The sequence below is a fragment of the Mycolicibacterium aromaticivorans JS19b1 = JCM 16368 genome (assembly GCF_000559085.1).
GTDB lineage: Bacteria > Actinomycetota > Actinomycetes > Mycobacteriales > Mycobacteriaceae > Mycobacterium > Mycobacterium aromaticivorans.
The window spans coordinates 13,704-36,924 of sequence record NZ_JALN02000001.1; the positions used below are offsets into that span (position 1 = coordinate 13,704).

The 23,221-nt window shown below is 68.0% G+C and carries 22 protein-coding genes and 1 pseudogene; 6 read left to right on the forward strand and 17 right to left on the reverse strand.

Annotated features, from left to right (window positions below; genetic code table 11):
- Positions 1-27: 27 nt before the first annotated feature.
- Positions 28-1,370 (forward strand): annotated as a pseudogene (locus Y900_RS33555) (HNH endonuclease signature motif containing protein).
- On the opposite strand, the gene Y900_RS00075 reads toward Y900_RS33555, so the two are convergent.
- Genes Y900_RS00075 through Y900_RS00090 form a run of 4 tightly spaced genes read right to left on the reverse strand, consistent with a single transcriptional unit; the run spans position 1,367 to position 4,762 of the window.
- Positions 1,367-2,089, reverse strand: coding sequence for a cobalt-precorrin-6A reductase (locus Y900_RS00075; RefSeq protein WP_036337564.1), 723 nt, complete (start codon positions 2,087-2,089; stop codon positions 1,367-1,369). The pseudogene Y900_RS33555 and the gene Y900_RS00075 overlap by 4 nt on opposite strands.
- Positions 2,089-2,844: a precorrin-4 C(11)-methyltransferase gene (cobM, locus tag Y900_RS00080; protein ID WP_036337566.1), complete on the reverse strand. Its 756-nt coding sequence runs from the start codon at positions 2,842-2,844 to the stop codon at positions 2,089-2,091. The genes Y900_RS00075 and cobM overlap by 1 nt, the downstream gene beginning before the upstream one ends.
- On the reverse strand, positions 2,841-4,016 hold the full coding sequence (locus Y900_RS00085) for a bifunctional cobalt-precorrin-7 (C(5))-methyltransferase/cobalt-precorrin-6B (C(15))-methyltransferase (RefSeq protein ID WP_036345389.1): 1,176 nt from the start codon (positions 4,014-4,016) through the stop codon (positions 2,841-2,843). The genes cobM and Y900_RS00085 overlap by 4 nt, the downstream gene beginning before the upstream one ends.
- On the reverse strand, positions 4,013-4,762 hold the full coding sequence (locus Y900_RS00090; RefSeq protein ID WP_036337569.1) for a decaprenylphospho-beta-D-erythro-pentofuranosid-2-ulose 2-reductase: 750 nt from the start codon (positions 4,760-4,762) through the stop codon (positions 4,013-4,015). The genes Y900_RS00085 and Y900_RS00090 overlap by 4 nt, the downstream gene beginning before the upstream one ends.
- Before the next feature lie 36 nt (positions 4,763-4,798).
- On the opposite strand from Y900_RS00090, the gene Y900_RS00095 reads away from it, so the two are divergent.
- On the forward strand, positions 4,799-5,212 hold the full coding sequence (locus Y900_RS00095; RefSeq protein ID WP_036337572.1) for a F420-dependent biliverdin reductase: 414 nt from the start codon (positions 4,799-4,801) through the stop codon (positions 5,210-5,212).
- Here Y900_RS00095 and Y900_RS00100 read toward each other — a convergent pair.
- Positions 5,209-6,327 carry a M24 family metallopeptidase gene (locus tag Y900_RS00100; protein ID WP_036337574.1) on the reverse strand — a complete coding sequence of 373 codons (1,119 nt, stop codon included), beginning with the start codon at positions 6,325-6,327 and terminating at the stop codon, positions 5,209-5,211. The two genes, Y900_RS00095 and Y900_RS00100, sit on opposite strands and share 4 nt — an antisense overlap.
- A gap of 35 nt (positions 6,328-6,362) precedes the next feature.
- On the opposite strand from Y900_RS00100, the gene Y900_RS00105 reads away from it, so the two are divergent.
- Positions 6,363-7,211, forward strand: a complete 849-nt coding sequence (locus Y900_RS00105; RefSeq protein ID WP_036337576.1) for a hotdog family protein — start codon at positions 6,363-6,365, stop codon at positions 7,209-7,211.
- Positions 7,212-7,233: 22 nt separating this feature from the next.
- The gene (locus Y900_RS00110; protein ID WP_036337580.1) at positions 7,234-8,190 is read left to right on the forward strand and encodes a 5'-3' exonuclease; all 957 of its coding nucleotides are present in this window, start codon (positions 7,234-7,236) and stop codon (positions 8,188-8,190) included.
- A gap of 28 nt (positions 8,191-8,218) precedes the next feature.
- Here the strand turns inward: Y900_RS00110 and Y900_RS00115 are convergent, their stop codons facing one another.
- Genes Y900_RS00115 through pafA form a run of 7 tightly spaced genes read right to left on the reverse strand, consistent with a single transcriptional unit; the run spans position 8,219 to position 16,437 of the window.
- On the reverse strand, positions 8,219-8,983 hold the full coding sequence (locus Y900_RS00115) for a DUF4333 domain-containing protein (RefSeq protein WP_036337583.1): 765 nt from the start codon (positions 8,981-8,983) through the stop codon (positions 8,219-8,221).
- Positions 8,984-9,040: 57 nt separating this feature from the next.
- On the reverse strand, positions 9,041-11,812 hold the full coding sequence (locus Y900_RS00120) for a DEAD/DEAH box helicase (RefSeq protein WP_036345390.1): 2,772 nt from the start codon (positions 11,810-11,812) through the stop codon (positions 9,041-9,043).
- A complete protein-coding gene (gene tatC, locus Y900_RS00125; RefSeq protein WP_036337585.1) occupies positions 11,796-12,731 on the reverse strand; it encodes a twin-arginine translocase subunit TatC in 936 nt (311 codons plus the stop codon). Before tatC ends, Y900_RS00120 begins: the two co-directional genes overlap by 17 nt.
- 45 nt (positions 12,732-12,776) lie before the next feature.
- The gene (gene tatA, locus Y900_RS00130) at positions 12,777-13,040 is read right to left on the reverse strand and encodes a Sec-independent protein translocase subunit TatA (protein WP_036345393.1); all 264 of its coding nucleotides are present in this window, start codon (positions 13,038-13,040) and stop codon (positions 12,777-12,779) included.
- 29 nt (positions 13,041-13,069) lie between these two features.
- On the reverse strand, positions 13,070-14,044 hold the full coding sequence (locus Y900_RS00135) for a helix-turn-helix transcriptional regulator (protein WP_036337589.1): 975 nt from the start codon (positions 14,042-14,044) through the stop codon (positions 13,070-13,072).
- Positions 14,041-15,030 (reverse strand): helix-turn-helix transcriptional regulator, encoded by a 990-nt coding sequence (locus Y900_RS00140; protein ID WP_036337592.1) that lies wholly within the window; start codon positions 15,028-15,030, stop codon positions 14,041-14,043. Before Y900_RS00140 ends, Y900_RS00135 begins: the two co-directional genes overlap by 4 nt.
- Before the next feature lie 48 nt (positions 15,031-15,078).
- The gene (gene pafA / locus Y900_RS00145; protein WP_109750991.1) at positions 15,079-16,437 is read right to left on the reverse strand and encodes a Pup--protein ligase; all 1,359 of its coding nucleotides are present in this window, start codon (positions 16,435-16,437) and stop codon (positions 15,079-15,081) included.
- A gap of 117 nt (positions 16,438-16,554) precedes the next feature.
- Between pafA and Y900_RS00150 the strand changes: the two genes are divergently transcribed.
- Positions 16,555-16,827, forward strand: coding sequence for a DUF7162 family protein (locus tag Y900_RS00150; protein ID WP_036337600.1), 273 nt, complete (start codon positions 16,555-16,557; stop codon positions 16,825-16,827).
- On the forward strand, positions 16,824-18,533 hold the full coding sequence (locus Y900_RS00155; RefSeq protein ID WP_036337603.1) for an alpha/beta hydrolase: 1,710 nt from the start codon (positions 16,824-16,826) through the stop codon (positions 18,531-18,533). Before Y900_RS00150 ends, Y900_RS00155 begins: the two co-directional genes overlap by 4 nt.
- Positions 18,534-18,539: 6 nt before the next feature.
- On the opposite strand, the gene Y900_RS00160 is transcribed toward Y900_RS00155, so the two are convergent.
- The 5 genes from Y900_RS00160 to dop form a co-directional block, all read right to left on the reverse strand.
- Positions 18,540-19,736: an FAD-dependent monooxygenase gene (locus Y900_RS00160; protein WP_036337606.1), complete on the reverse strand. Its 1,197-nt coding sequence runs from the start codon at positions 19,734-19,736 to the stop codon at positions 18,540-18,542.
- Entirely contained in the window at positions 19,733-20,509 is a 777-nt protein-coding gene (gene prcA / locus Y900_RS00165) for a proteasome subunit alpha (RefSeq protein ID WP_036337609.1), read from the reverse strand. The genes Y900_RS00160 and prcA overlap by 4 nt, the downstream gene beginning before the upstream one ends.
- Positions 20,510-21,388 carry a proteasome subunit beta gene (prcB, locus tag Y900_RS00170; RefSeq protein ID WP_036337612.1) on the reverse strand — a complete coding sequence of 293 codons (879 nt, stop codon included), beginning with the start codon at positions 21,386-21,388 and terminating at the stop codon, positions 20,510-20,512. It lies immediately after the preceding gene.
- A complete protein-coding gene (locus Y900_RS00175; RefSeq protein ID WP_036337615.1) occupies positions 21,385-21,579 on the reverse strand; it encodes a ubiquitin-like protein Pup in 195 nt (64 codons plus the stop codon). The genes prcB and Y900_RS00175 overlap by 4 nt, the downstream gene beginning before the upstream one ends.
- 71 nt (positions 21,580-21,650) lie before the next feature.
- Positions 21,651-23,159 carry a depupylase/deamidase Dop gene (gene dop, locus Y900_RS00180; RefSeq protein ID WP_036337618.1) on the reverse strand — a complete coding sequence of 503 codons (1,509 nt, stop codon included), beginning with the start codon at positions 23,157-23,159 and terminating at the stop codon, positions 21,651-21,653.
- Positions 23,160-23,221: the final 62 nt, after the last annotated feature.

A 23,221-nucleotide genomic window follows, 5' to 3' on the forward strand; every position in this document is an offset into this window, starting at 1 on the left:
TCATAGCGTCGAACTAATGTTCGAAGAGTGCTGGAGCTGCTGGACGACGTGCTGATCGCCTGGGACAAGGCGGCGGCGCAATCGGCGACGAACATACCAGCACCCGAATTGTTGGCCGTGCTCGAACGCGTCGAGCGCTTACGCCGACTACTGCCAGCGATGGAACACACCGTCCTGACCCAGCTCCAGTCACAGACCTCGGCTGTCGATATAGGCGCCAAGTCCTGGCGCGCAGTGTTGACACACCGCCTCGGCATCAGCAGCGCCGACGCCACCCGCCGACTGAGTGACGCCGCTGAACTTGGACCGCGACAATCGCTAACCGGAGAAGCACTTCCGCCGGCTCTACCTGCGACCGCGGCCGCCCAAGGCCGGGGAGAGATAGGCGCCGACCACGTATCAGTGATCCGGTCTTTCATGGATCACTTACCCGCAGCGGTCGACGGGGCAACCCGCGAGCACGCCGAAGCCCAACTAGGCGGACTGGCCGGCGGGCTCACTCCGGAGGCACTGCGCAAACTCGCCCACCAGCTGATGGCGATGGTCAACCAGGACGGCATCCTCGACGACGAGCGCGACCAGGCCCGCAAACGCGGGATCGTCGTCGGTCCACAACAAGTCGACGGTATGAGCAGGATTTCCGGCTGGGCGGATCCGGAATTGCGAGCGGCTCTGGACGCCACCAATGCGAAGCTCGCGGCCCCGGGTTACTGCAATCCCGACGACGAAACCCCTGTGTCGATGGCACACCCAGCGAACGACAGATCACCGGTGACATGCGATCGGGCGCCCAGCGTGCCCATGACGCACTCAAGACCGTGTGCATGGCGATGCTCTCGTCTGGACAGCTGGGTCAACACAATGGCCTGCCGGTCACCATCGTCGCCACCACCACGCTGGAACAGCTGACCTCGGCCGCCGGACTGGCCCACACCGGCGGCGGCACCTATCTGCCCATGTCGGCGGTCATCCGGTTGGCTGCCCGCGCACACCCTTATCTGACCGTGTTCGAATCACCACGAGAGATCAAGCTCTATTACGGGCGCACCCGCCGAACCGCCAGTCCCGGGCAACGCCTCGCCCTCTACGCGATCGAGAGGGGGTGCACCAAACCGGGCTGCACCGCACCCGCGTACCACAGCCAAGTCCATCATGCCGTCCACGACTTTGCCCTCGGCGGCAACACCGACATCAACGAACTCACCCTGGCCTGCGGCTGTGACAACCGCATGGTCCACACCGGACCCACCGGCTGGACCACCCGAAAACGCAGACGGGACAACAAAACCGAATGGATTCCGCCGCCGCATCTCGACCGAGGTCAGACGCGGATCAACCTGTATCACCACCCCGAAGTGCTGCTCTGCTAGAGACGCTCCACCCAAGCTGCCGCCTCGTCCACGGTGCCCACAGCCGTGACTCCCGCGGGCAGTGGCGGCCGGTCGATCATCACGACGGTGATGCCGAGGTCTCTGGCGGCGGCGAGTTTGGCCTCGGTCAGCGCTCCCCCGCTGTTCTTGGTGACCAGCACGTCGATCCGGTTGTCCCGCAGCAGTGCGGACTCGTCGTCGTAGCCGTACGGCCCGCGCGACAGCACCACCTCGTGGTTGCGCGGCAGCACTTCGGCATCCGGCGGTGTCACCACCCGGATCAGGAACCACGCATCGCTGCCGGCGAACGGCCTCACCCCGGACCGGCCGGTGGTGAGGAGAACCCGCGAAAACCCTTTTTCGGCAATGTGATCAGCCGCTTCGACGTCGGAGGCCACCTGTACCGTGCCAGCCGGGTCCCACGCCGGGCGGGACAGCACCAGGTACGGCACACCCAGTTCGGCGCAGGCTTGTGCCGCGTGCGCGGTCATGGTGGCGGCGAACGGGTGCGTGGCGTCGACAACGGCTCCGATGTCGTTGGCACGCAGCCACTGTCGTAGACCGTCCACTCCGCCGAATCCGCCGACGCGGACCGGGCCGACCGGCAGCGCCGGATCCGGCACCCGGCCGGCCAGCGAGCTGACGATGTCGCAGTCCGGGTGCAGCCGAGCCGCCAGCGCCCGCGCCTCGCCGGTGCCGCCCAGCAACAAGATCCGCATCAATGCCTGCTGCCGCGAGTGCGGCCCGAGGAGTACAGGTAGCTGTCGGTGAAGCCCTCGGCGGCAAGCACATCCCCGACGATGATCACCGCGGTCTTGGTGATCTGCGCGTCGTGCATCTTGTCGGCGATGTCGGCCAGCGTGCCGCGCAGCACGGTCTCCTTCGGCCAGCTGGCGAACGCGACGACAGCGACCGGGGTGTCCGGGCGGTAGCCACCGTCGAGCAGTTCCGGCACGATCGCGTCGATCCGGTGTGCCGCCAGGTGCAGTACCAGCGTCGCCCCGGGCTTGCTGAGGGTGACCAGGTCCTCACCCTCCGGCATCGCGGTCGACAGGGTGGACACCCGGCTCAGCGTCACGGTCTGCGCCACCCCGGGCACGGTGAGCTCCCGGCCGAGCGCGGCGGCGGCGGCGGCGAATGCCGGTACGCCAGGCACGATGTCGTAGGCGATGCCGAGTGCGTCGAGGTGACGGCACTGCTCGGCCAGCGCGCTGTAGATCGCCGGGTCACCGGAGTGCAGCCGCGCCACGTCGAGCCCGGCGGCGTCGGCTTCGGCCAGCTCGGCGATGATCTGCTCCAACGTCAGGGGGCCGGTGTCGACCACTGTGGCATCGGCGGGACACAGCGCCAGCAGATCGTCGGGCATGATCGAGCCGGCGTAGAGGCAGACCGGGCACCGTTGCAACAGCCGTTGCCCGCGCACGGTGATCAGGTCGGCGGCGCCCGGCCCGGCGCCGATGAAGTAGACCGTCACTGCTTGGTCACCACCCACTGGGTGACGGGCATGGCCGGTCGCCAGCCGGTGAAGCTGCCGACAGGTTCGCCCTGGTAATGCTGAAACTTTCGAAGTTCGCCGCCCATCTTCGAATGCCACTGAGCGAGAAGCGCTTCGGATTCGACGGTAACGGCGTTGGCGACCAGTCGCCCGCCGGCAGGCAGAAATTTCCAGCACTCGTCCATCAAGCCCGGCTGGCTGACGCCGCCGCCGATGAAGATCACGTCCGGCGTCGGCACCGTATCGAACATCTCGGGAGCGTCGAAGGTCACCTCGACTCGCACACCGAACGTCAGCGCATTGAGCTCGATTCGTTCGCGACGCTCGGCAACGCGCTCGAAGGCCGTTGCACGACAACCCGGCCCGCTGCGGCACCACTCGATGGCGATACTGCCCGAACCGGATCCGACATCCCACAGCGACTCCCCTGGCCGCGGCGCAAGCGCGGCCATGGTGACCGCACGCACCGCTTGCTTGGTGATCTGCCCATCATGTGCGAAAGCAGCATCCGGAAGGACGGACGACCGCCGCTCATCGGGCAGGTAGTGCACCGCGACAACATTGAGATCGTCAACGTCGTCCGGCGGGTCGCCGGCCCAGTCGCTCGCGGTACGGGTGCGGCGTCGTTCTCCGGGACCGCCGAGCTGCTCGAAGACAGTGAATTCGGAGTAACCCCGGCCGGTTTCGGTCAGCAGACGCGCCAGTTGCGCCGGGCCCTGACCGTCTCGGGTCAGCACGATTGCGCGACCCCCTCGGCGGACAGCCGCTGCCGGGACGGCCAGCATCAGGCTGATCACCTCGGTGTCCTGAACCGACCACCCGAGCCGGGCGCAGGCCAGTGCCACGCTCGACACATGCGGCAACACCCGCACCCGGTCGGCCCCGCACAGCCGGATCAGCGAGGCGCCGACCCCGTGCAGCATCGGGTCGCCACTGGCCACCACATGCACGTCACCGTCGAAGTCCCGGACCGCACACAAGGCGTCGAGGAAGGGCTTTCCCCATTCTCGGCGGTCCGCAGTCACCGACTCGTCCAGCAGATCCAGCTGACGCTTGGCCCCGTAGATCACAGTGGCCCTGCGCAATTCGGCACTGGATGCCGGCGCCAGACCAGCCACGCCGTCGGCACCCATCCCCACCACGGTGATCATCGGGGCATCCTGCGCCACACGGCGCGGGGAGTCATCCGAAACGCGAACGCCAGCAGGCGAAGTGGCGCCGGTACCCACACCTCGCGACGACCATTGCGCAGTGCCCGGGCCGTCGCATCGGCCACCTTAGCCGGCGTGGTGGACAGCGGCGCGGGGTCCATCCCCTCGGTCATCCGGCCGATCACGAACTCTGGCCGCACCAGCAACAGGTGCACACCGCTGCCGTGCAGCGCGTCGGCCAGCCCGGACGCGAAGGCGTCCAATCCGGCCTTGGCCGAACCGTAAACGTAGTTCGCCCGCCGCGCCCGTACCCCGGCGATCGACGAGAACACCACGACCGCTCCCCGGCCAGCCGTGCGCATCGCCGCGGCCAGGTGCGTCAGCAGGCTGACCTGCGCCACGTAGTCGGTGTGCACCACCGCCACGGCGTGCGCTGCGTCGGCTTCGGCGTGGGTCTGATCGCCCAGGATCCCGAACGCCAGGACAGCCGTGCCGATCGGTCCGTACTCGGCCACCAGCCGCTCGAGTAGCGGACCGTGCGCCGCGACGTCGTCGGCGTCGAACTCGACGGTGTGCACCGCATTGGCGCCGGCCCCGCGCAGCGCGCTGACCTGCTCCTCCAGCTGATCGGCACGCCGCGCCGCCAACACCACGGTGGCGCCGGGCGCCAGCCGTCGCGCGAGCTCGACGCCGATCTCGCTGCGGCCGCCGAAGATCACGACCGGACCGGCCCCCGTGTCACTCACACCTCGAGATTATTCACTGCGCTACCGTGGGCGTTGATGGCGAACTCAACGACCCGGCTGACCAGCGATGCGCTGGCATTCCTCACCGAACGCCACCTCGCGATGCTGACGACACTGCGCGCCGACAACTCGCCGCACGTGGTGGCGGTCGGCTTCACCTTCGATCCCAAGACCCACATTGCCCGGGTCATCACCAGCGACGGCTCGCAGAAGGCGATCAACGCCGAGCGCTCCGGCGTTGGCGTGCTGTCCCAGGTCGACGGCGCTCGCTGGCTGTCTCTGGAAGGCCAGGCGAGCGTCAACCGGGATCCCGCCGCGGTCCGCGACGCTGAGCTGCGGTATGCCCAGCGCTACCGCACGCCGCGGGTCAATCCCAAGCGCGTCGTCATCGAGGTACACATCACGCGGGTGTTGGGTTCCTCGGGTCTGCTGGACCACACGAAGGCTTAGACCGGTACCACCGTCAGCCCATGCGGGCCGGTGTTCACCGGTTCGGCCCCGTCGGCGGTGACGATCACGATGTCTTCGATGCGCGCACCCCAGTGGCCGGGGAAGTAGATTCCCGGCTCGACCGAGAACGCCATCCCCTCCGCCAGCGGCAGGGCGTTGCCCGCGACGATGTAGGGCTCCTCGTGGACCGAGAGTCCGATGCCGTGCCCGGTGCGGTGCACGAAATACTCGGCCAGCCCCGCTTCGGCGAGCACATCGCGGGCGGCGGCGTCCACCTGCTCGGCCGTCACGCCGGGACGCACCGCCCCGACCGCGGCGGCCTGCGCGCTCTGCAGCACCGCGTACTGTTCCGCGATGTCGGCGCGGGGCTGGCCCAGGCTGTAGGTGCGGGTGCAGTCGGAGTTGTAGCCGGGGGCGTATGGACCGCCGATGTCGACGACGACGATGTCACCGGATTGCAGGACCCGGTCGGACTGTTCGTGGTGCGGGTCGGCGCCGTGCGGGCCGGACCCGACGATGATGAATGCCACCGCTGAATGCCCCTCGGCCACAATCGCTTCGGCGATGTCCGCGGCAACCTCGGCTTCGGTGCGGCCTGGCCTCAGGAACTCGGGCACCCGGGCGTGCACCCGGTCGATCGCGGCGCCCGCCTTGCGCAGGGCGTCGATCTCAGCCGGATCCTTGATCATCCGCAGTGACCGCAACACCTCGGTGGCGAGCACCGGGACCGCGCCGAGCCGTTCGGCCAACGGCAGCAGGTGCAGCGCAGGCATCGAGTCGGTCACCGCGATGCGGGCATGTCCCCCCAGCGCGGCAGCCACCAGCTCGTACGGGTCGTCACCGTCGACCCAATCCTGCACGCTCAGGCCGAGTTCGAGGATCGCGGAATCCTTGAGCGACGCCAACTCCAGCCGCGGCACCACCACCGTTGGCGCGCCGGTCGCCGGCACCACCAATGCGGTCAGCCGCTCGAACGTCTGCGCCGCCGAGCCGACGAGGTAGCGCAGGTCGTATCCCGGGGTGATCACCAGCCCGGCGACCCCCGCAGCGGAGGCCGCGGCTGCTGCGGCGGCGAGCCGGCGGGCATAGACGTCGCTACTGAAACGGTCGGTCATGCCAGCCAGGCTAGCCGCAGGCATACGATGACGCGATGCTCCGCGACATCCGTGAGCTCGCCGATGACCCCGCGGCGTACGCCGCCGAGCTCAACCGGCGCTGGGGCGGGCTGCTCAGCTATCGCTACCTGGGCCGCAGCTATTCGACGATGGACGTCGACGCCCAGGACACCGTCACGATCCGCCACGACATGCGTAATCCGGCTGGCGGCCTGCTTATGGCGGTGCTCGGCATCGTCTCCCCGGACAGCGGACTGGTCTCCGACCTCGAAGCGGTGCCCAACCCAGTGATCCACTCCATCCAGGTGGTCGACCCCGGCCACGACGTACGCCGCATCGAGATCCAATCGGAGGACCTCAAGCGCGGCAGGCAGATGGCGTACAGCCGATCGCGAATCGTCGACGCGGACAACCCTTCTCGGGTGCTCGCGCTCAACGAAGGCCAGGGCGTGAGCATCGGTGTACCGCCGGACGGGCTGGGCAAGATGGAGCTCAACCCGATCGAGGTCGCCGATTCCCCCGACCTGCCGCCACTGTGGCAGGTGTTCGGCGCAGTCCGGCGCCCCGGCGGGGCGTGGGCGATGCCGGAGCTCTCGGTGGAGGTGGCGTCACCGGACGCCGCGCTGCACGTCGGGCCTCAGTTCGTGATCCTGGAGACGGCCGCGCTCGACGCCGCGGCCGCCGTGATGGGCACCGACCGCCTGCAGGGAGTCAGCTCGCACGTGATGTTTCTGGCGCGCGGCAAGATCGGGCCGTTCCGCGCCGATGCCGAGCCGATTCGCGGACCGGGCAGCACCGTCGCGGTGCGTGTCACGCTGCATGACGAAGGTGCCTGCGACAAGGCGATCACCACCGGTTCGTATCTGTTCCGCTTCGGCGGATAGCCAGACTGGCAGGATGGCTCGCATGTCTGCACCGGTGTTGCTGCTCGACGGCGCGAGCATGTGGTTTCGTTCGTTCTTCGGGGTGCCCTCGTCGATCACTGCGCCGGACGGCCGACAGGTCAACGCCGTGCGCGGGTTTCTGGACAGTGTGGCGACACTGATCACCCGGGAACGCCCGGGCCGCCTGGTGGTGTGCCTCGATCTGGACTGGCGCCCGCAGTTTCGGGTCGATGCGATCCCGTCATACAAATCGCACCGCGTTGCGGAAGAAAAGCCCAGCGGGCAAACGGATGTGGAAGAGGTCCCCGACGAACTCAGCCATCAGGTCGAGATGATCATGGAGCTGCTCGACGCGTTCGGGATCGCCACCGCGGGTGCGGAAGGCTACGAAGCCGACGACGTATTGGGCACGCTGGCCACCGCCGAGACGCGCGATCCCGTGGTGGTCGTCAGCGGCGACCGCGACCTGTTGCAGTTGGTGGGTGACGACCCGGTCGCGGTGCGGGTCCTCTATCTGGGCCGCGGGTTGTCGAACGCCACGACGTTCGGGCCTGCCGAGGTTGCCGAGAAGTACGGGGTGCCGGCGCACCGCGCCGGCGCCGCCTATGCCGAACTGGCGCTGCTGCGCGGCGATCCGTCCGACGGCCTGCCCGGGGTGCCGGGCGTCGGGGAGAAGACGGCGGCGACGCTGCTGACGCAGTACGGATCGCTCGCGGACATCCTGGCCGCCGCGCACGACCCGAAATCGAAGCTGTCCAAGGCTTTTCGCAGCAAGATTCTGGCGGCGACCGACTACATCGAGGCGGCCGGGCCGGTGGTGCAGGTGGCCCGCGACGCACCGGTGGAGTTCAGCACCGATCACGACCGGCTACCACTGGCGGCCGCCGACCCGGCACGTGTTGCGGAACTGGCCAACGCCTACGGCGTCGGCTCGTCGATCGGACGGCTGCAGAAAGCGCTGGACGCGCTCCCCGACTAGTTACTTCGGCCTAATTACTTCGGCCTAATTACTTCGGCCGGCCGACCTCGTAGGTGCCCTTGTCGTCCTGGAAGGTGACCGTCACCTGGCGCTTGGTGCCGTCGATGCTCACCTCGCAGGTGAAGGTGTCACCCTTCTTGACCGTCGGGTTCTGGCCGTTGTTGCACTTGACGTCTTTGACGTTCTTGGCGCCGTAGCCGTTGGTCTCGTCGGTGAGGATGTTCTGCACACCCTGCTGGGCCTTGCCGATATCGAGCTTGGTGGTCACAAAGAAGCCGGGCTTCCAGAAGCCCAGAACCAGCACGACGGCCACGACGATCGCGGCCAGCACTCCGATGACCGTGAACAGCACTGCCGAGGACTTCTTGGCGCCCTCATCGCCGGGCTGCGGGTACGGGGCGTACTGCCCGGGCTGGTTGGGGTCGCCCGGCTGCTGCGCGTACTGACCCGGCTGCTGCGGGTATTGGCCCGGCTGCTGGGGGTACTGGCCGTACTGCGGCTGCCCGTACTGCGGATACTGCTGACCCGGCTGCGCGTAGGTGCCCGGGTTGTACTCGGTCGGCTGCTGATACGGCTGCTGCGGGTACTGCTGACCGGGCTGTTGGCCGTACTGCGGATACTGCTGCGGGGTGTAGGCGGGGGGCTGCCAGGCCGGCGGCTCACCGGACGGCTGCTGCCAGGCAGGGGTCTCGCTGCCGCTGGGCTGCTGCTCGGAGCCGGAGGCAGGCTGATCCTGGCCTTGCCCGGGTTGAGCCTGCCAGGGATTAGGTTCTGATCCCTGCGGTCCGCTCATCGTCTCTCCTTGATCTGGTAGCGATTCGCCGCTCCCACCGTAGCGGCTTGCATGAGCCTACCCGCCATCAACAGCGACGACGCCGCGCCGGATGTCGTCGATGGCACGGTTGGCGGTCTTACGCAGCCCGGCTTCCGGCCCCGCATTGCGGACCTGGTCGAGCAGATCGAGCACCTGTCGGCACCACCGCACGAAATCGCCAGCCGGCAGCGGGGTCCCGGCACCGGCGACGTCGGAGGCCGCCAGCGCGGCCGCCAGGTCGCCGGTCGTCGCCCACCGATAGATGGCGGCGACGAATCCTTCGTCGGGCTCGCGTGTCGGGCTGATCCGATGCCGGTTCTCGTCGGCCCGCAGCTGCCCGGACATCCGACGCATCTCGACCAGCGCGCGCCGCACGTTGGCTGTCGGCATCTCGATGGCGTGCGACGGGGTGGGGCCGTCGCTGCCGCGGGTCTCGAACACCACCGCGGACAGTGCGGAGGCCAGCTCGGCGGGCGCGAGCCCCTTCCAGACACCCGTGCGCAGGCATTCCGCGACCAGCAGATCGCTTTCGTTGTAGATCCGCGTCAGCAGCTTGCCGTCGGCGGTGACGGCGTAATCGTCGTCGCGCGCTTCGATGAACCCGCGCTCGGTCAGCAACCCCACGATCCGATCGAACGTGCGCGCCAGCGAGTTCGTCGCCGCGCTGACCTTTTTGCGGATCTGCTCGTTGTCGCGTTCGACCCGCAGATAACGCTCGCCGATTCGAACCTGCGCCTCCCGGCCGGCCATGTCGTGCACCGAGTGCTTGCGCATCGACTCCCGCAACGCGAGGAGCTCGGGATCGATGTCGGGGGCGGCCTCGGGATCGCCGCGGCGTTTCCTGGTCGACGGCACCCGCAGTCCGGACGCCGCCGACAGCAGCGCCGAGGCCAGGTCCCGGCGTACCCGCGGCTGCCTGTGCTCCACTCGCTTGGGTAGGGACATCGATCCGATCGCTGCCGCGACGCCGGTGAAGTCTGCCGAGGAAACCCTTCCCGCCCAACGGTTTTCGGTCAACACCAGCGGCCGCGGATCGGTCGACTCGTTGGCCGCCTCCAGCACCACGGCCAACCCACCGCGGCGGCCCTGTGTGATGTTGATGATGTCGCCGCGACGCAGCGCCGCCAGCATGTCGGTGGTCGCCTGCCTGCGTTGCAGCCGCGAGGCCCGCGACTGCGCCCGCTCGCGCTCGCTGATCTTCGCCCGCAGCCGAACGTAGTCGAGGATCGCCGGCTCGGAGTCCGGCTGCTTGCGACGGTCCCAGCCCAGTTCGGTGGCGATGTCGTCGAGCATCTTCTCGCCGCGCTCGACACCGCGGACCAGTCCCACCACCGAGCGGTCGGCCTGGAACTGCGCGAACGACCGCTCCAGCAACTGGTGGGCCTGCTCCGGGCCCATCTGGTTCACCAGATTGATCGTCATGTTGTAGGACGGCGCGAACGAGCTTCGCAGCGGGAAGGTCCGGGTGGACGCCAGCCCGGCCACCTCGGCCGGTTCCACTTCGGGTGTCCACAGCACGACGGCGTGGCCCTCGACATCGATCCCGCGGCGGCCGGCACGTCCCGTCAGCTGGGTGTACTCCCCCGGCGTCAGCGGCAGGTGTTGCTCGCCGTTGAACTTGACCAGCTTCTCCAGCACGACGGTGCGGGCCGGCATGTTGATGCCCAGCGCCAGTGTCTCGGTGGCGAACACGGCCTTGACCAGCCCGGCGGTGAACAGCTCCTCGACGGTGTGCCGAAAGACCGGCAGCATGCCGGCATGGTGGGCGGCCAAGCCGCGCAGCAGCCCCTCACGCCACTCGTAGTAATCCAGCACCGCCAGGTCGGCGTCGGCGAGATCGCCGCAGCGCCGGTCGATCACCTGCGCGATTCGCTTGCGGTCCTCGTCGTCGGTCAGCCGCAGCGGGCTGCGCAGGCATTGCTTGACCGCGGCGTCGCAGCCGGCGCGGGAGAAGATGAAGGTGATCGCGGGCAGCAGACCTTCGCGGTCCAGCGATGCGATCACATCGGGGCGCGACGGCGGACGGTGCAGACCCGATCTGCCACCGGGACGCCCGGGCCCGCGGCGGCGCGGCTCCCAGTCCGTCAGCCGTTCGGCCTCGCGGCGGTGCGCGATGTGGCGGATGAGGTCCGGATCGACGAGCTTGCCCACGGTGTTTTTCTCGGAGTAGTCGAACAGGTCGAAGAGCCGCTTGCCCACCAATACGTGCTGCCACAACGGAACCGGCCGGTGCTCGTCGACGACGACGGTGGTGTCGCCGCGCACGGTCTGGATCCACCCGCCGAACTCCTCGGCATTGCTGACCGTGGCCGACAGGCTGACCAGCCGCACGTCGTCGGGCAGATGGAGGATGACCTCCTCCCACACCGCACCACGCATCCGGTCGGCGAGGAAGTGGACTTCGTCCATCACCACAAAGGCCAGCGCATGCAATGTGTCGCTACCGGCATAGAGCATGTTGCGCAGCACCTCGGTGGTCATCACCACCACCGGTGCGTCGCCGTTGACCGACTGATCGCCGGTCAGCAGGCCGATGTTCTCGGCGCCGTACCTGCGCACCAAGTCGTTGTGCTTCTGATTGCTCAGCGCCTTGATCGGCGTCGTGTAGAAGCACTTTCGGCCTGCGGTGAGAGCCAGGTGTACCGCGAACTCGCCGACCACCGTCTTGCCCGCGCCGGTCGGTGCGCACACCAGCACACCGTGGCCGCGTTCGAGCGCCTCACACGCCTGCATCTGGAACGGGTCGAGCCGGAACGTCAGCAGCTCCGCGAACTGCTGAAGCTGCCCCATCTCAGGTGATGTCGTCATGCTGTGCCGCATACGTCGCCGGTGCGGCCACCGGTTCCGGCGCCTCGATGGGTGCGGCCTGCTCGTCGGGAATCTCGGCCTGCGCCGCGCGCTTGGCCTTGCGCCGGTCGTTGATCCGGGCGATCTGGATGGCGAATTCCAGGAGCAGCGTGAGCGCGAGGCCCAGCGCCAGCATCGAAAACGGGTCCGAGCCGGGTGTGGCGAACGCGGCGAAGACGAACACCCCGAAGATCAGCCCGCGGCGCCACGACTTGAGCCGCGCGTAGGTCAAGACACCGATCAGGTTCAACATGATGATCAGCAGCGGGAATTCGAAACTCACGCCGAAGATCAGGAGCAGGTTGATCAGGAATCCGAAGTATTGATCGCCGGACAGTGCGGTTACCTGGACGTCGCTGCCGACCGTCAACAGGAAGTGCAGGGCCTTCGACAGAACGAAGTACGCCAGCACGGTGCCCGATACGAACAGCAGCGCGGCGAAGAAGACGAACACCGACGCGAAGCGGCGTTCATTGCGGTACAGCCCCGGGGTGATGAACGCCCACAACTGGTAGAGCCACACCGGGCAGGCCATCACGATGCCCGCGGTCAGACCGACCTTGAGCCGCAGCATGAACTGGTCGAACGGCGCTGTCGCCAACAGTCGGCAGCCCCCGTCGGCACTGATGTCGGCGCGAGCCGACTGCGGCAGCGAGCAGTACGGCTCGCGTAGCCATTCGCCCAGACTCTCCAGCCCGAAAAACCCGTGGCTGTACCAGAGGAACCCGATGATCGTGGTCAGAGCGACGGCGCCCATCGCGATCAGAAGGCGGTACCGCAACTCCCGGATGTGGTCGACGAGGGACATGGTCCCGTCCGGATTGACGCGGTTGCGGCGTTGACGGGGGTCGAGCCGCGACAGAAGTTTAGGTGTGCGCACGGCAGCGGCAGACTACGGGCGTCGGAGCGCCCGGTTGTCGTCGGTTCAGGCCGGTTTGGCGTCGGTGTGGCTCTGGGCCGGCGGGGTCACCGGTGCCTCCACGCGCTCGGACTGGACCTGGGTGGGAGGCTGCGCGGGCGTGACGGGAGTGTCCGCCTTGTGCTCGTTCTGCAGCTCCTTGACCTCTGACTTGAAGATGCGCATCGACTTGCCCAATGAGCGGGCGGCATCAGGCAACCTCTTCGACCCGAAGAGCAGCACGACCACCGCGATCAGAATCAGCCAGTGCCACGGTTGTAGAGCACCCAATTTGGTCACCTCCAGAAGTTGACTCGATGCTACCCCAGCACGACGTCGGCGTAGGCGGCCAACGCGGCTGCAGCACTCTCCCGGACACGCGTCACCAGCGACTCCGGTTCGAGAACTCGGACATCGGCGCCGAATCCCAGCAGTGCCCGGCACATCCATTCCTCGGAGGCGTAGGTCATCGACGCCTTGTGGTAGCCGTCGGGCAGTTCCTCGAGGATCCGCATCGGGTAGTACTCGAGCATCCAGGTCGCGGTCGGAGCCAGCAGCAGGGTCGCGGCGGGCAGCGCCGGGTCGGCGTCGAACAGCGAGGTGTCCGGCGGCGCCTGCTTGGCCGGCTCGGGCGGGACGGCGGCTTGGTCGAGCACGGTCGCGGAGACGATGCGGTCGAACCGGAACAGCCGCACCCCCTCGGCGTCGCGCGCCCAGGCCTGCAGGTAACTGTGGTCGCCGACCAGCACCACCCGGATCGGGTCGACGACCCGGCTGGTCAAGGTGTCCCGGGACGCCGAGTAGTACTCGATGTTCAGCGCGCGACCATCACGAACGGCGGCGCGCACCGCAGCGGCGGTGTCGCTTTCGATGGGCGCTCGATCATCCACCGCGGCGACGGCATGGGTGTGGTCGTGGCCGACGGTGCCGGCCGCCGATTCGATCTTGGCGATGGCGCTCAGCGCGGCCTGCGGGTCGACGACACCGGGGATGTCGACCAGCGCCCGCAGCGCCACAAGTAGACCGGTGGCCTCCGGCGAGGTCAACCGCAGTGGTTCGTCCATGCCCGCCGAGAACGTGACCTTGATGGAGTCGCCGGAGAACTCGAAATCGATCAGGTCGCCGGGTCCGTACCCGGGCAGGCCGCACATCCACAGCTGGTCGAGGTCCTGCTCGAGTTGCTTGCGGGTCACGCCCAGATCGGCGGCGGCCTCGTCGTAGGTGATGCTGGGGTTGGCCTTGAGGTAGGGCACCATGTTGAGCAGCCGCACCAGCCGCGTCGAGACGGGCGTCATGCCTGCACCCCGGCTTGGGCCCGCAACCGGGCGATGACGTCGTCGCGCAACGCGGTCGGTTCCAGCACCAAAGCGTCGGCCCCGTAGCCCGCGACTTCACGGGCCAGCCGGTCGCGGGTGCCGATATCGAGTTCGATCACTTCGCCCGAGCGTCCGCCGATACTGCGCGCTCCGGTGGTTTTGCCGTTGCGACGCAACGACATCGCCTTACCGTCGGCAACCCACACCGATGCCTGCACACCGCTGGGCGCTTCGCCGATCGCCCGGTCGACGATGGCCCGCAGATCGACACCGGCGGGTCTGACGACCGATCCGGGAGGGCCGACACATGTGATGTCGGCGCCGATGCGGGAGAGCCGAAATGTTCTGGTGGCGTTGCGGTCCCGGTCATGCCCGACGAGATACCAGCGGCCCCGGTCGGTGATCACTCCCCACGGTTCCACGGTGCGCACAGTGTAGGGGTCAGTCGGCAGCGACCGGTGGCGGAACTGCACCGGCTGACCGGAGTCGATGGCCGACAACAGATTTCCCAACACGTCTTCGGATCCGCGCAATCCGGGCTGCCCCGAAGCGGTGGTGATCGCGACGGCCGCGTCGGGATCGACGTCGACGCCGGCCGCCCGCAGTTTCAGCAGCGCACCCTGTGTCGCGGTGATCAGTTCCGGCGATTCCCAGAGCTTGGTGGCTATCGCGACGGCGCCCGCCTCCTCGTCGGTGAGTTCGATGTCGGGCAGCGCGTACGCATCGCGATTGATCCGGTAGCCCTCGGTGGGGTCGAACGACGACACCCGGCCGGTCTCCAAGGGGATGCCCAGATCGCGCAGCTCGTTCTTGTCGCGCTCGAACATCCGGGAGAACGCCTCATCGCTGGGGCTCTCGGCGTAGCCGGCCACACTCGCGCGGATGCGATCGGCGGTGATGTAGCCGTGCGTGGACAGCAGCGCGATGACGAGGTTCATCAACCGCTCTACTTTGGATGTCGCCACTCGGAAAACCTTAGCGGGAAACGGTGCGCCGCCACTGCGGCGCGCTCGTCACATGCTGGCGATGAGTCGCTTCACCCGCTCGTCGACCGAGCGGAACGGGTCCTTGCACAGCACCGTGCGCTGCGCCTGGTCATTGAGCTTGAGATGTACCCAGTCGACGGTGAAATCGCGGCCCGCCTCCTGGGCGGCGCTGATGAACTCGCCGCGCAACTTGGCCCGGGTGGTCTGCGGCGGGGTGTCGACGGCGGCGTCGATCTCCTCGTCGGTGGTGATCCGAGTCGCCAGGCCTTTACGCTGCAGCAGATCGAACACGCCTCGGCCGCGCTTGATGTCGTGGTAGGCCAGGTCCAGCTGGCTGATCTTCGGATCGGACAGCTCCATGCTGTAGCGGTCCTGATAGCGCTGGAAGAGCTTGCGCTTGATCACCCAGTCGATCTCCGTGTCGACCTTGGCGAAGTCTTGGCTCTCGACGGCGTCGAGCTGGCGGCCCCACAGGTCGACCACTTGGTCGATCTGGGTGTTGGGCTCGCGGGTCTGCAGGTACTCCACCGCGCGGGCGAAGTACTCGCGCTGGATGTCCAGTGCGCTCGCCTGCCGTCCACCGGCGAGGCGCACCGGCCGGCGTCCGGTCAGGTCGTGGCTGACCTCGCGAATCGCCCGGATCGGGTTGTCCAGTGAGAAGTCGCGGAACGCAACCCCGGCCTCGATCATCTCCAGCACCAGCGAGGCGGTGCCGACCTTGAGCATGGTGGTGGACTCGCACATGTTGGAGTCCCCGACGATCACGTGCAACCGACGGTACTTCTCGGCGTCGGCGTGCGGTTCGTCGCGGGTGTTGATGATCGGGCGTGACCGGGTGGTGGCGCTCGAAACGCCCTCCCAGATGTGTTCGGCGCGCTGGCTCAGGCAGAACGTGGCCGCTTTGGGGGTCTGCAACACCTTGCCTGCGCCGCAGATCAGCTGGCGGGTGACCAGGAACGGCAGCAGCACATCAGAAATCCGGGAGAACTCGCCGGCCCGCACGATCAGGTAGTTCTCGTGGCAGCCGTAGGAGTTACCTGCCGAATCGGTGTTGTTCTTGAACAGGTAGATGTCCCCGCCGATGCCTTCGTCGGCCAGTCGCTGTTCGGCGTCGATGAGCAGGTCTTCCAGCACCCGCTCACCGGCGCGGTCGTGAGTGACCAGCTGCGTCAGGTTGTCGCACTCGGCGGTGGCGTACTCGGGGTGACTGCCCACATCGAGGTACAGGCGCGCGCCGTTGCGCAGGAACACGTTCGAGCTGCGGCCCCACGACACCACCCGGCGGAACAGGTACCGGGCGACCTCGTCCGGACTGAGCCGGCGATGGCCGTGGAACGTGCAGGTGACACCGAATTCGGTTTCGATGCCCATGATTCTCCGCTGCACGACACCGAGCCTACTGGTTGCTGTGGACTAGCGGTGGGCAAGCGGCGCGCGAAACGCGTTCTTCGCTCCCTGTGGATTGCCGAAAAGCCGCAGCCGCCGAGCATGCCAGCATGAGCCGTGCCCGAGCGCATCGTCACCGATATCGCCACGTTAGGGGCCCTGGCGGACACCCTGACCCGCAGCGCAGGTCAGCTCGCGGGCGTTGCGATCCCCGCCGTCGCGGAGCTACCCGGTTCTGCGCTGGCCGGTTTGGCCGGGCCGGCACGCGTCACGGCTGAGGTGCGGCGACTCGGCGCCGCTCTGCAGGATTGGGTTTGCTCGGTACGCCGTTCGACGAACGAACTCGCCGCCGCCGACGGCACCACGGCGCAGCGCCTCTCACTGCGGTGAGCCCGCCGACCGTGTCGCAGGTGGTGACCTGGCGGCCGCAGGCACTGATCGACCTGGCCGGCGCGTGGGACGACGCCGCGGGCCGGCTTCAGGCTCAGGCCGACGCCGTCGACGACGAGGTGGCCGGCAGCGCCGGCGTGTTCACCGGTTCGGCCGCAGGCGCGGCCCGCGCAGCCCTCGGTCCGACCACGGCGGGTCTGCGCGGAGTGTGCCGGGCGCTGATACTGGCCGCCGCGCAGGCGCGGGATGCCGCCGAGGTCATCACTCGCTGTCGCGATCGGGTCATCGAGGTGGTGACGGACGCGCGGTCCGACGGATGCGCGGTGACAGAGGACGGGACGGTGGCTCCCCCGGCGGCGCCGTCGGCGCTTCTGGTGGCGTGCAGCGGCGGTTCGGATGCGGTGGCGCGCACGATGCTGGACGCCCGGGCAGCCGAGCTGACTCGCGCTCTGCAGGCGGCGTTGTCAGCGCTCGGCTCGGCCGATGCCGCTGCCGCCGGCGCCATCGACGCGGCGTTCGACGCCACCCCGGCCGACCCGGCACCGGTTCGGCCGGCGGGGGCCGCAGGCAATCCGGTGGACGACTGGCCACACCTGAGTCAGGACAGCATCGCCGCGGCGGTCGCAAGGATGTCCGACGCCGACCGGCAGCGGCTGATCGAGTCAAGGCCACACGAGATGGGCAACACCGACGGCGTTCCGTGGGAGACCCGGATCGCCGCCAACCGGATCAACATCGCCGACGCGATACTCGAGGAACGCCGTCGCATGGAGGTGCCCGACGAGGTGAAGTTGCGCGCCGCCGTCGCACCGACGCTGGAAGCGGCTGATGCCGAACGACTTTGGGCGACACTGCAGGCAGATCCCACCATGCGGGCTGCGGCGATCGCCGCCTACGACCACGGCGCACGCAGCCGAATCGAGTACTACGAGAGCCTGCTCGCCGATGTTCCAGACCCGGTGAACCGTGATCGCCGGGTGCCCAGACAGATCCTGGGCTTCGACCCGCAGCGGGAGAGCTTCATCGAGTTGTCCGGTGATCTGACGCGGGCGCACGCCCTCGCGGTGCTCGTGCCCGGGCTCAACACCACTTTCCACGGCGCCGCCGACGATGTCGCGACCGCGCGGCGTTTTGTCGCCGGATCCACAGGCGACGTCGCGATGATCACGTATCTGGGGGGCCCGTTTCCGACCGGTCAGCTGCTGGCGGGGGTGGTCGACGCCACCGATCCGCGCTACGCGCTGAACATGGCGCCTCGACTGGTCGCGTTCAGTGAAGACGTCGAACGACGTGCCGGGGCGATGCCGGTGACCTATCTGGGTCACTCGTACGGTGGGTCGATCCTGGGCACGGCCGAACGTCTCGGCCTTACTGCCGACCGGGTGATCTACGTGGAGGCCGCGGGCGCCGGTGTGGGAGTTCATGATTCGTCGGACTGGCACAACCGCAATCCGGACGTACTGCGGTTCTCCCTCACCGCACCCGGCGATCCGATCGGCCTGGTTCAGGGCATCCCGCTCGGGCCGCACGGGGCCGACCCCGACCAATTGCCCGGTGTGATCCCGCTGGCCGCCGGACGAAACCTCACCGGCGGGCCGATGGGCGGACTGTCGTCGCACAGCGATGTCCTCAACGAGCCGTCCGACGCGTGGCACAACATTCTGGCGGTCATCACCGGCGACCGCGAACGCATCCGAGTCGGTTGAGATCGGCTACGCCACGGGGTAATCCGGCAGCGTCACTCGCTGCCCCGCCCCGCCCGCTGCCCGTGAGGCAACCGACGCCAGCACCTTGGCCGCCGGGCTCGCCGCGGTGCGGGCGAGCCCGTGCAACGTTGCGATGCCAATCCGGCTGCGCGGGTTGGCAATCCGTAGCACTGTCGGACGGACGACTGGAGCCGAGGCCGCGAACGGCTGCATGCGGTGTTGGTACCGGCCCAGTGCCGCCGCATGGTCGGATGTGGCGGCGAGTTCGCCGGCGAGGATATAGGCACCGATCAGCGCCAGGCTGGTGCCCGCACCGCCGAACGTGGCGTTGCAGAACGCGCAGTCGCCGAGCAAGCCGATGCGGCCATTGCTCCACGACGGCACGTGAATCTGGCCGGCGACCGAGAAGTACATCGGTGCACCGGCTTCGAGCTCGCGCAGAATCCGCGGAGCGGCACCGCCGGCGTCGGCGAACGTCTTGCGCAGGATTGTGATCTGGTCACCCGGATCAAGATCCTCGATACCGCGGACATCGGAGATGAACGTCAGGATGGCTCTGGTGCTGCCCAGGTTGTCCGGGCGCAGGTGCACGCCGCGGGATCGAGTCACGTGCTGCCAGTTCCACCACTGGTCGTCGCTGTCGGACCGAGGGATGGTGGCGTACGCGAAATACATTCCCAGATCGGTGACCTCGACGGAGCTGACGAACCGGCGCGAGCGGGAGCGCAGGCCTTCGGCGACGATCAGGACGTCGGAGTCGAGCACACTGCCGTCGTCGAGCACAGTGGTGACGTGGCTTCCGTGGTCGGTGACGTCGGTGATCTGGGTGCCGAAGCGGTAGTCGGTCTGACCTTGCGTGCGTTCGACCAGAATTCGCGACAGTTCACCGCGCAGGATCTCCAGTTCGGCGGTCGGGCCGTCGGGGCCGCCCGGGGCGCCGACCGGAAAGGATGCCGCTGCCGTGCCTGCTGCGGTGACAAACCTGGTTCCGACCTCACCGGTGTTGGCTCGACGCACCTCGCCTTCGATGCCCATTCTGCGCACGACTTCCCGTGCGGCACCGCGGATGTCGACGTTCTGGCCTTCGTCGCGGCGTTGGGGATAGCGCTCGATCACCGTGGTGCGCCAGCCACGTGCGGTCAGTTGGTCGGCCAGTGCAGGTCCGGCGATTCCCGCACCGGAGATGACGGCGCGTGGGCTCAGGAGGTCGTCTCCGAGGCGGCCTCGTCGGCGGGCTCGTCACCAGCACTGGGCAGCAGGGCCTCCAACGCCGAACCGGTGATCCGCCGGAATGCCCGGCGCGGCCGCTTGGCGTCCAGGATGGCCACCTCCAGGGTGGCCGGACCCAGCACCCGCGGCTCGGCCGGCGGCGTGCTGCTACCGCTTGCGCCGGTGCCGTTGATACCGGCCCGCAACGCCTCGACAGCGATACCGACCGCATCCTTCAGCGGCGCGTTCTCGGAGTAGGACTCCTTCAGCGCGGTGATGATCGGCTCGGTGGTGCCACCCATGACGACGAAGTGTGGTTCGTCGGCGATCGAGCCGTCGTACGTGATCCGGTACAGCTCAGGGGGTTTCGTTTCGCCGTAGTGGGCCACCTCGGCCACACACAGCTCCACCTCGTAGGGCTTGGCCTGCTCGGTGAAGATCGTTCCGAGGGTCTGCGCGTAGACGTTGGCGAGCTGACGGCCCGTCACGTCGCGACGGTCGTAGGCGTACCCGCGGGTGTCGGCGAACTGGATGCCGCCGCGGCGCAGGTTGTCGAACTCGTTGAACCGGCCGACGGCGGCGAAGCCGACGCGGTCGTAGAGCTCACTGATCTTCTGCAGCGACCGCGACGGGTTCTCCGCAACGAACAGCACCCCGGAGTCGTAGGCCAGCACGACCACGCTGCGGCCCCGGGAAATGCCTTTGCGCGCAAGCTCGGAACGCTCGCGCATCGCCTGCTCGGGCGAGATGAAGTATGGGAAGCTCACTTAGTCCACCCGCGGCGCTTCGTTGCTGGGTCCGGTGCCGGGCCCGAATGTGTTTGTCGTGGAGCGTTTCTCGATCACCTCGCGCGCAAGCGCGGAGATCCGCTCCTCGGAGACATCGGTGGCACCCTCGGCCTCGATCGTGACGGCGGTCGGGTAGATACCGCGTACCAGGTCAGGACCGCCGGTTGCCGAGTCGTCGTCGGCGGCGTCGTAGAGCGCCTCCACAGCGGCCCGCAGCGCCGAATCAGCGTCGGTGACACCGGGATAGAGCTTCTTGATCGACGACTTGGCGAACAGCGAACCGGACCCCACCGACTGGTAGCCCTCTTGCTCGATGTTCCAGCCACCGGCCGCGTCGAATGACACGATCCGTCCTGCCGCTTCCGGATTCGGGTCATCGAGGTCGTAGCCCACCAGCAGCGGTAGCGCGACGAAGCCCTGCAGTGCCGCACCAAGATTGCCGCGCACCATCGTCGAGAGACGATTCACCTTGCCGGGGAACGTCAGCGGGACACCCTCGACCTTTTCGTAGTGCTCCAGCTCCACGGCATACAGCCGGGCGAACTCGACGGCGATCGCGGCCGTGCCGGCGATACCGGTGGCCGTGTAGTCGTCGGTGATGTACACCTTTTGCACATCCCGGCTGGCGATCATGTTGCCCTGGGTAGCACGGCGATCGCCGGCGATCAGCACACCGCCCGGATACCTCAGCGCCACGATCGTGGTGCCGTGCGGCAGCGCGTCACCGGGCAGCGCACCGCTCGAGCCGGTGCTGGTCGGCAACAGCTGAGGTGCTTCCCGCCGTAGATAGTCGGAAAACGAGGAGAGATCGGTCAGAGGTGAACTGGTGGCAAGGCGATCAGAGAACGGCCAGGTCACTGTCCGCCCTTTTGCACGTATGCACGCACGAAGTCCTCAGCGTTCTCTTCCAGGACGTCATCGATCTCGTCCAGCAGATCATCGGTCTCTTCAGCGAGCTTGTCGCGACGCTCTTGCCCGCCGGCACCGGTGCTGCCGAGGTCGTCGTCCTCGCCGCCACCGCCGCCGCGCTTGGTCTGCTCTTGAGCCATCGCTGCCTCCTGCTCGTGATGCGTTCTTCCACCCTACCGGTCGAGACCGATATTGCTCCGTCTAACGAACGTCAGGTCGTCAGTTGTTCCACGAGTTGCACTGCGCTGTCGACCGAATCGAGAAGCGCGCCCACATGGGCTTTGCTCCCGCGCAGCGGCTCCAGGGTCGGAATCCGGACCAGCGAATCACCGCCCAGGTCGAAGATCACCGAGTCCCAGCTCGCCGCCGCGATGTCGGCACCGAAGCGGCGCAGGCATTCGCCCCGGAAGTACGCCCGGGTATCGGTCGGCGGGTTGTCGACGGCGTCGATCACTTCCTGCTCGGTGACCAGACGCTTCATCGAGCCGCGCGCCACCAACCGGTTGTACAGGCCCTTGTCCAGCCGGACATCGGAGTACTGCAGGTCCACCAGATGCAGTCGCGGGGCCGACCAGCCGAGATTCTCCCGCTGCCGGAAGCCTTCCAGCAGCCGTAGCTTGGCCGGCCAGTCGAGCAGCTCGGCGCACTCCATCGGATCCCGTTCCAGCAGGTCCAGGATGTGCGCCCACGTTTCCACGACCTGCGTGGCCTGCGGATCGGGGTCGCGCGCGTCGACCAGCTTGGCCACCCGGTCCAGGTAGATCCGCTGGATGGCCAGCGCGGTCAGTTCCCGGCCGTCGGCCAGTGCCACGGTGGCCCGCAGCGAGGGGTCCCGGCTGACCACATGGACCGCGTGCACCGGCCTGGCCAGGGCCAGATCCGACAGGTCGAGGCCGTACCGGGACCCCTCCTCGATCAGATCCAGGACCAGCGAAGTGGTTCCCACCTTGAGATACGTCGAGGTCTCGGCCAGGTTGGCGTCGCCGATGATGACGTGCAGCCGGCGGTACTTGTCCGCGTCGGCGTGCGGCTCGTCGCGGGTGTTGATGATGCCGCGCTTGAGGGTGGTCTCCAGGCCGACCTCGACCTCGATGTAGTCGGCGCGCTGGGACAGCTGAAAGCCCGGTTCGTCCCCGGACGGACCTATCCCGACGCGGCCGGAACCGGTGACCACCTGCCGGGACACCATGAACGGCGTCAGGCCCGAGATCACCGCCGAGAACGGCGTCTGACGGCTCATCAGGTAGTTCTCGTGGGAACCGTAGGAGGCGCCCTTGCCGTCGACGTTGTTCTTGTACAGCTGCAGCTTGGCCGCACCGGGCACGCTGGCCACATGCCGGGCCGCGGCCTCCATCACCCGCTCTCCGGCCTTGTCCCAGATCACGGCATCCATCGGGTCGGTGACCTCGGGAGCCGAGTACTCGGGGTGGGCGTGATCGACGTAGAGCCGGGCGCCGTTGGTGAGGATCATGTTCGCCGCCCCCACCTCGTCGGCGTCGACGATCGGCGGGGGCCCCGACGAGCGGCTCAGGTCGAATCCACGGGCGTCGCGCAGCGGCGACTCCACCTCGTAGTCCCACCGCGTGCGCTTGGCACGCTGGATGCCGGCGGCCGCGGCGTACGCGAGCACCGCCTGGGTGGAGGTCAGGATCGGGTTGGCGGTCGGATCGGAGGGCGAGGAGATGCCGTACTCCACCTCGGTTCCGATGATCCTTTGCATGGCAGCCAGCCTAGCGGCCGGTGTTGCGCGCCTGGCGCGTGGACGGGGCCACTTCCGGCTAG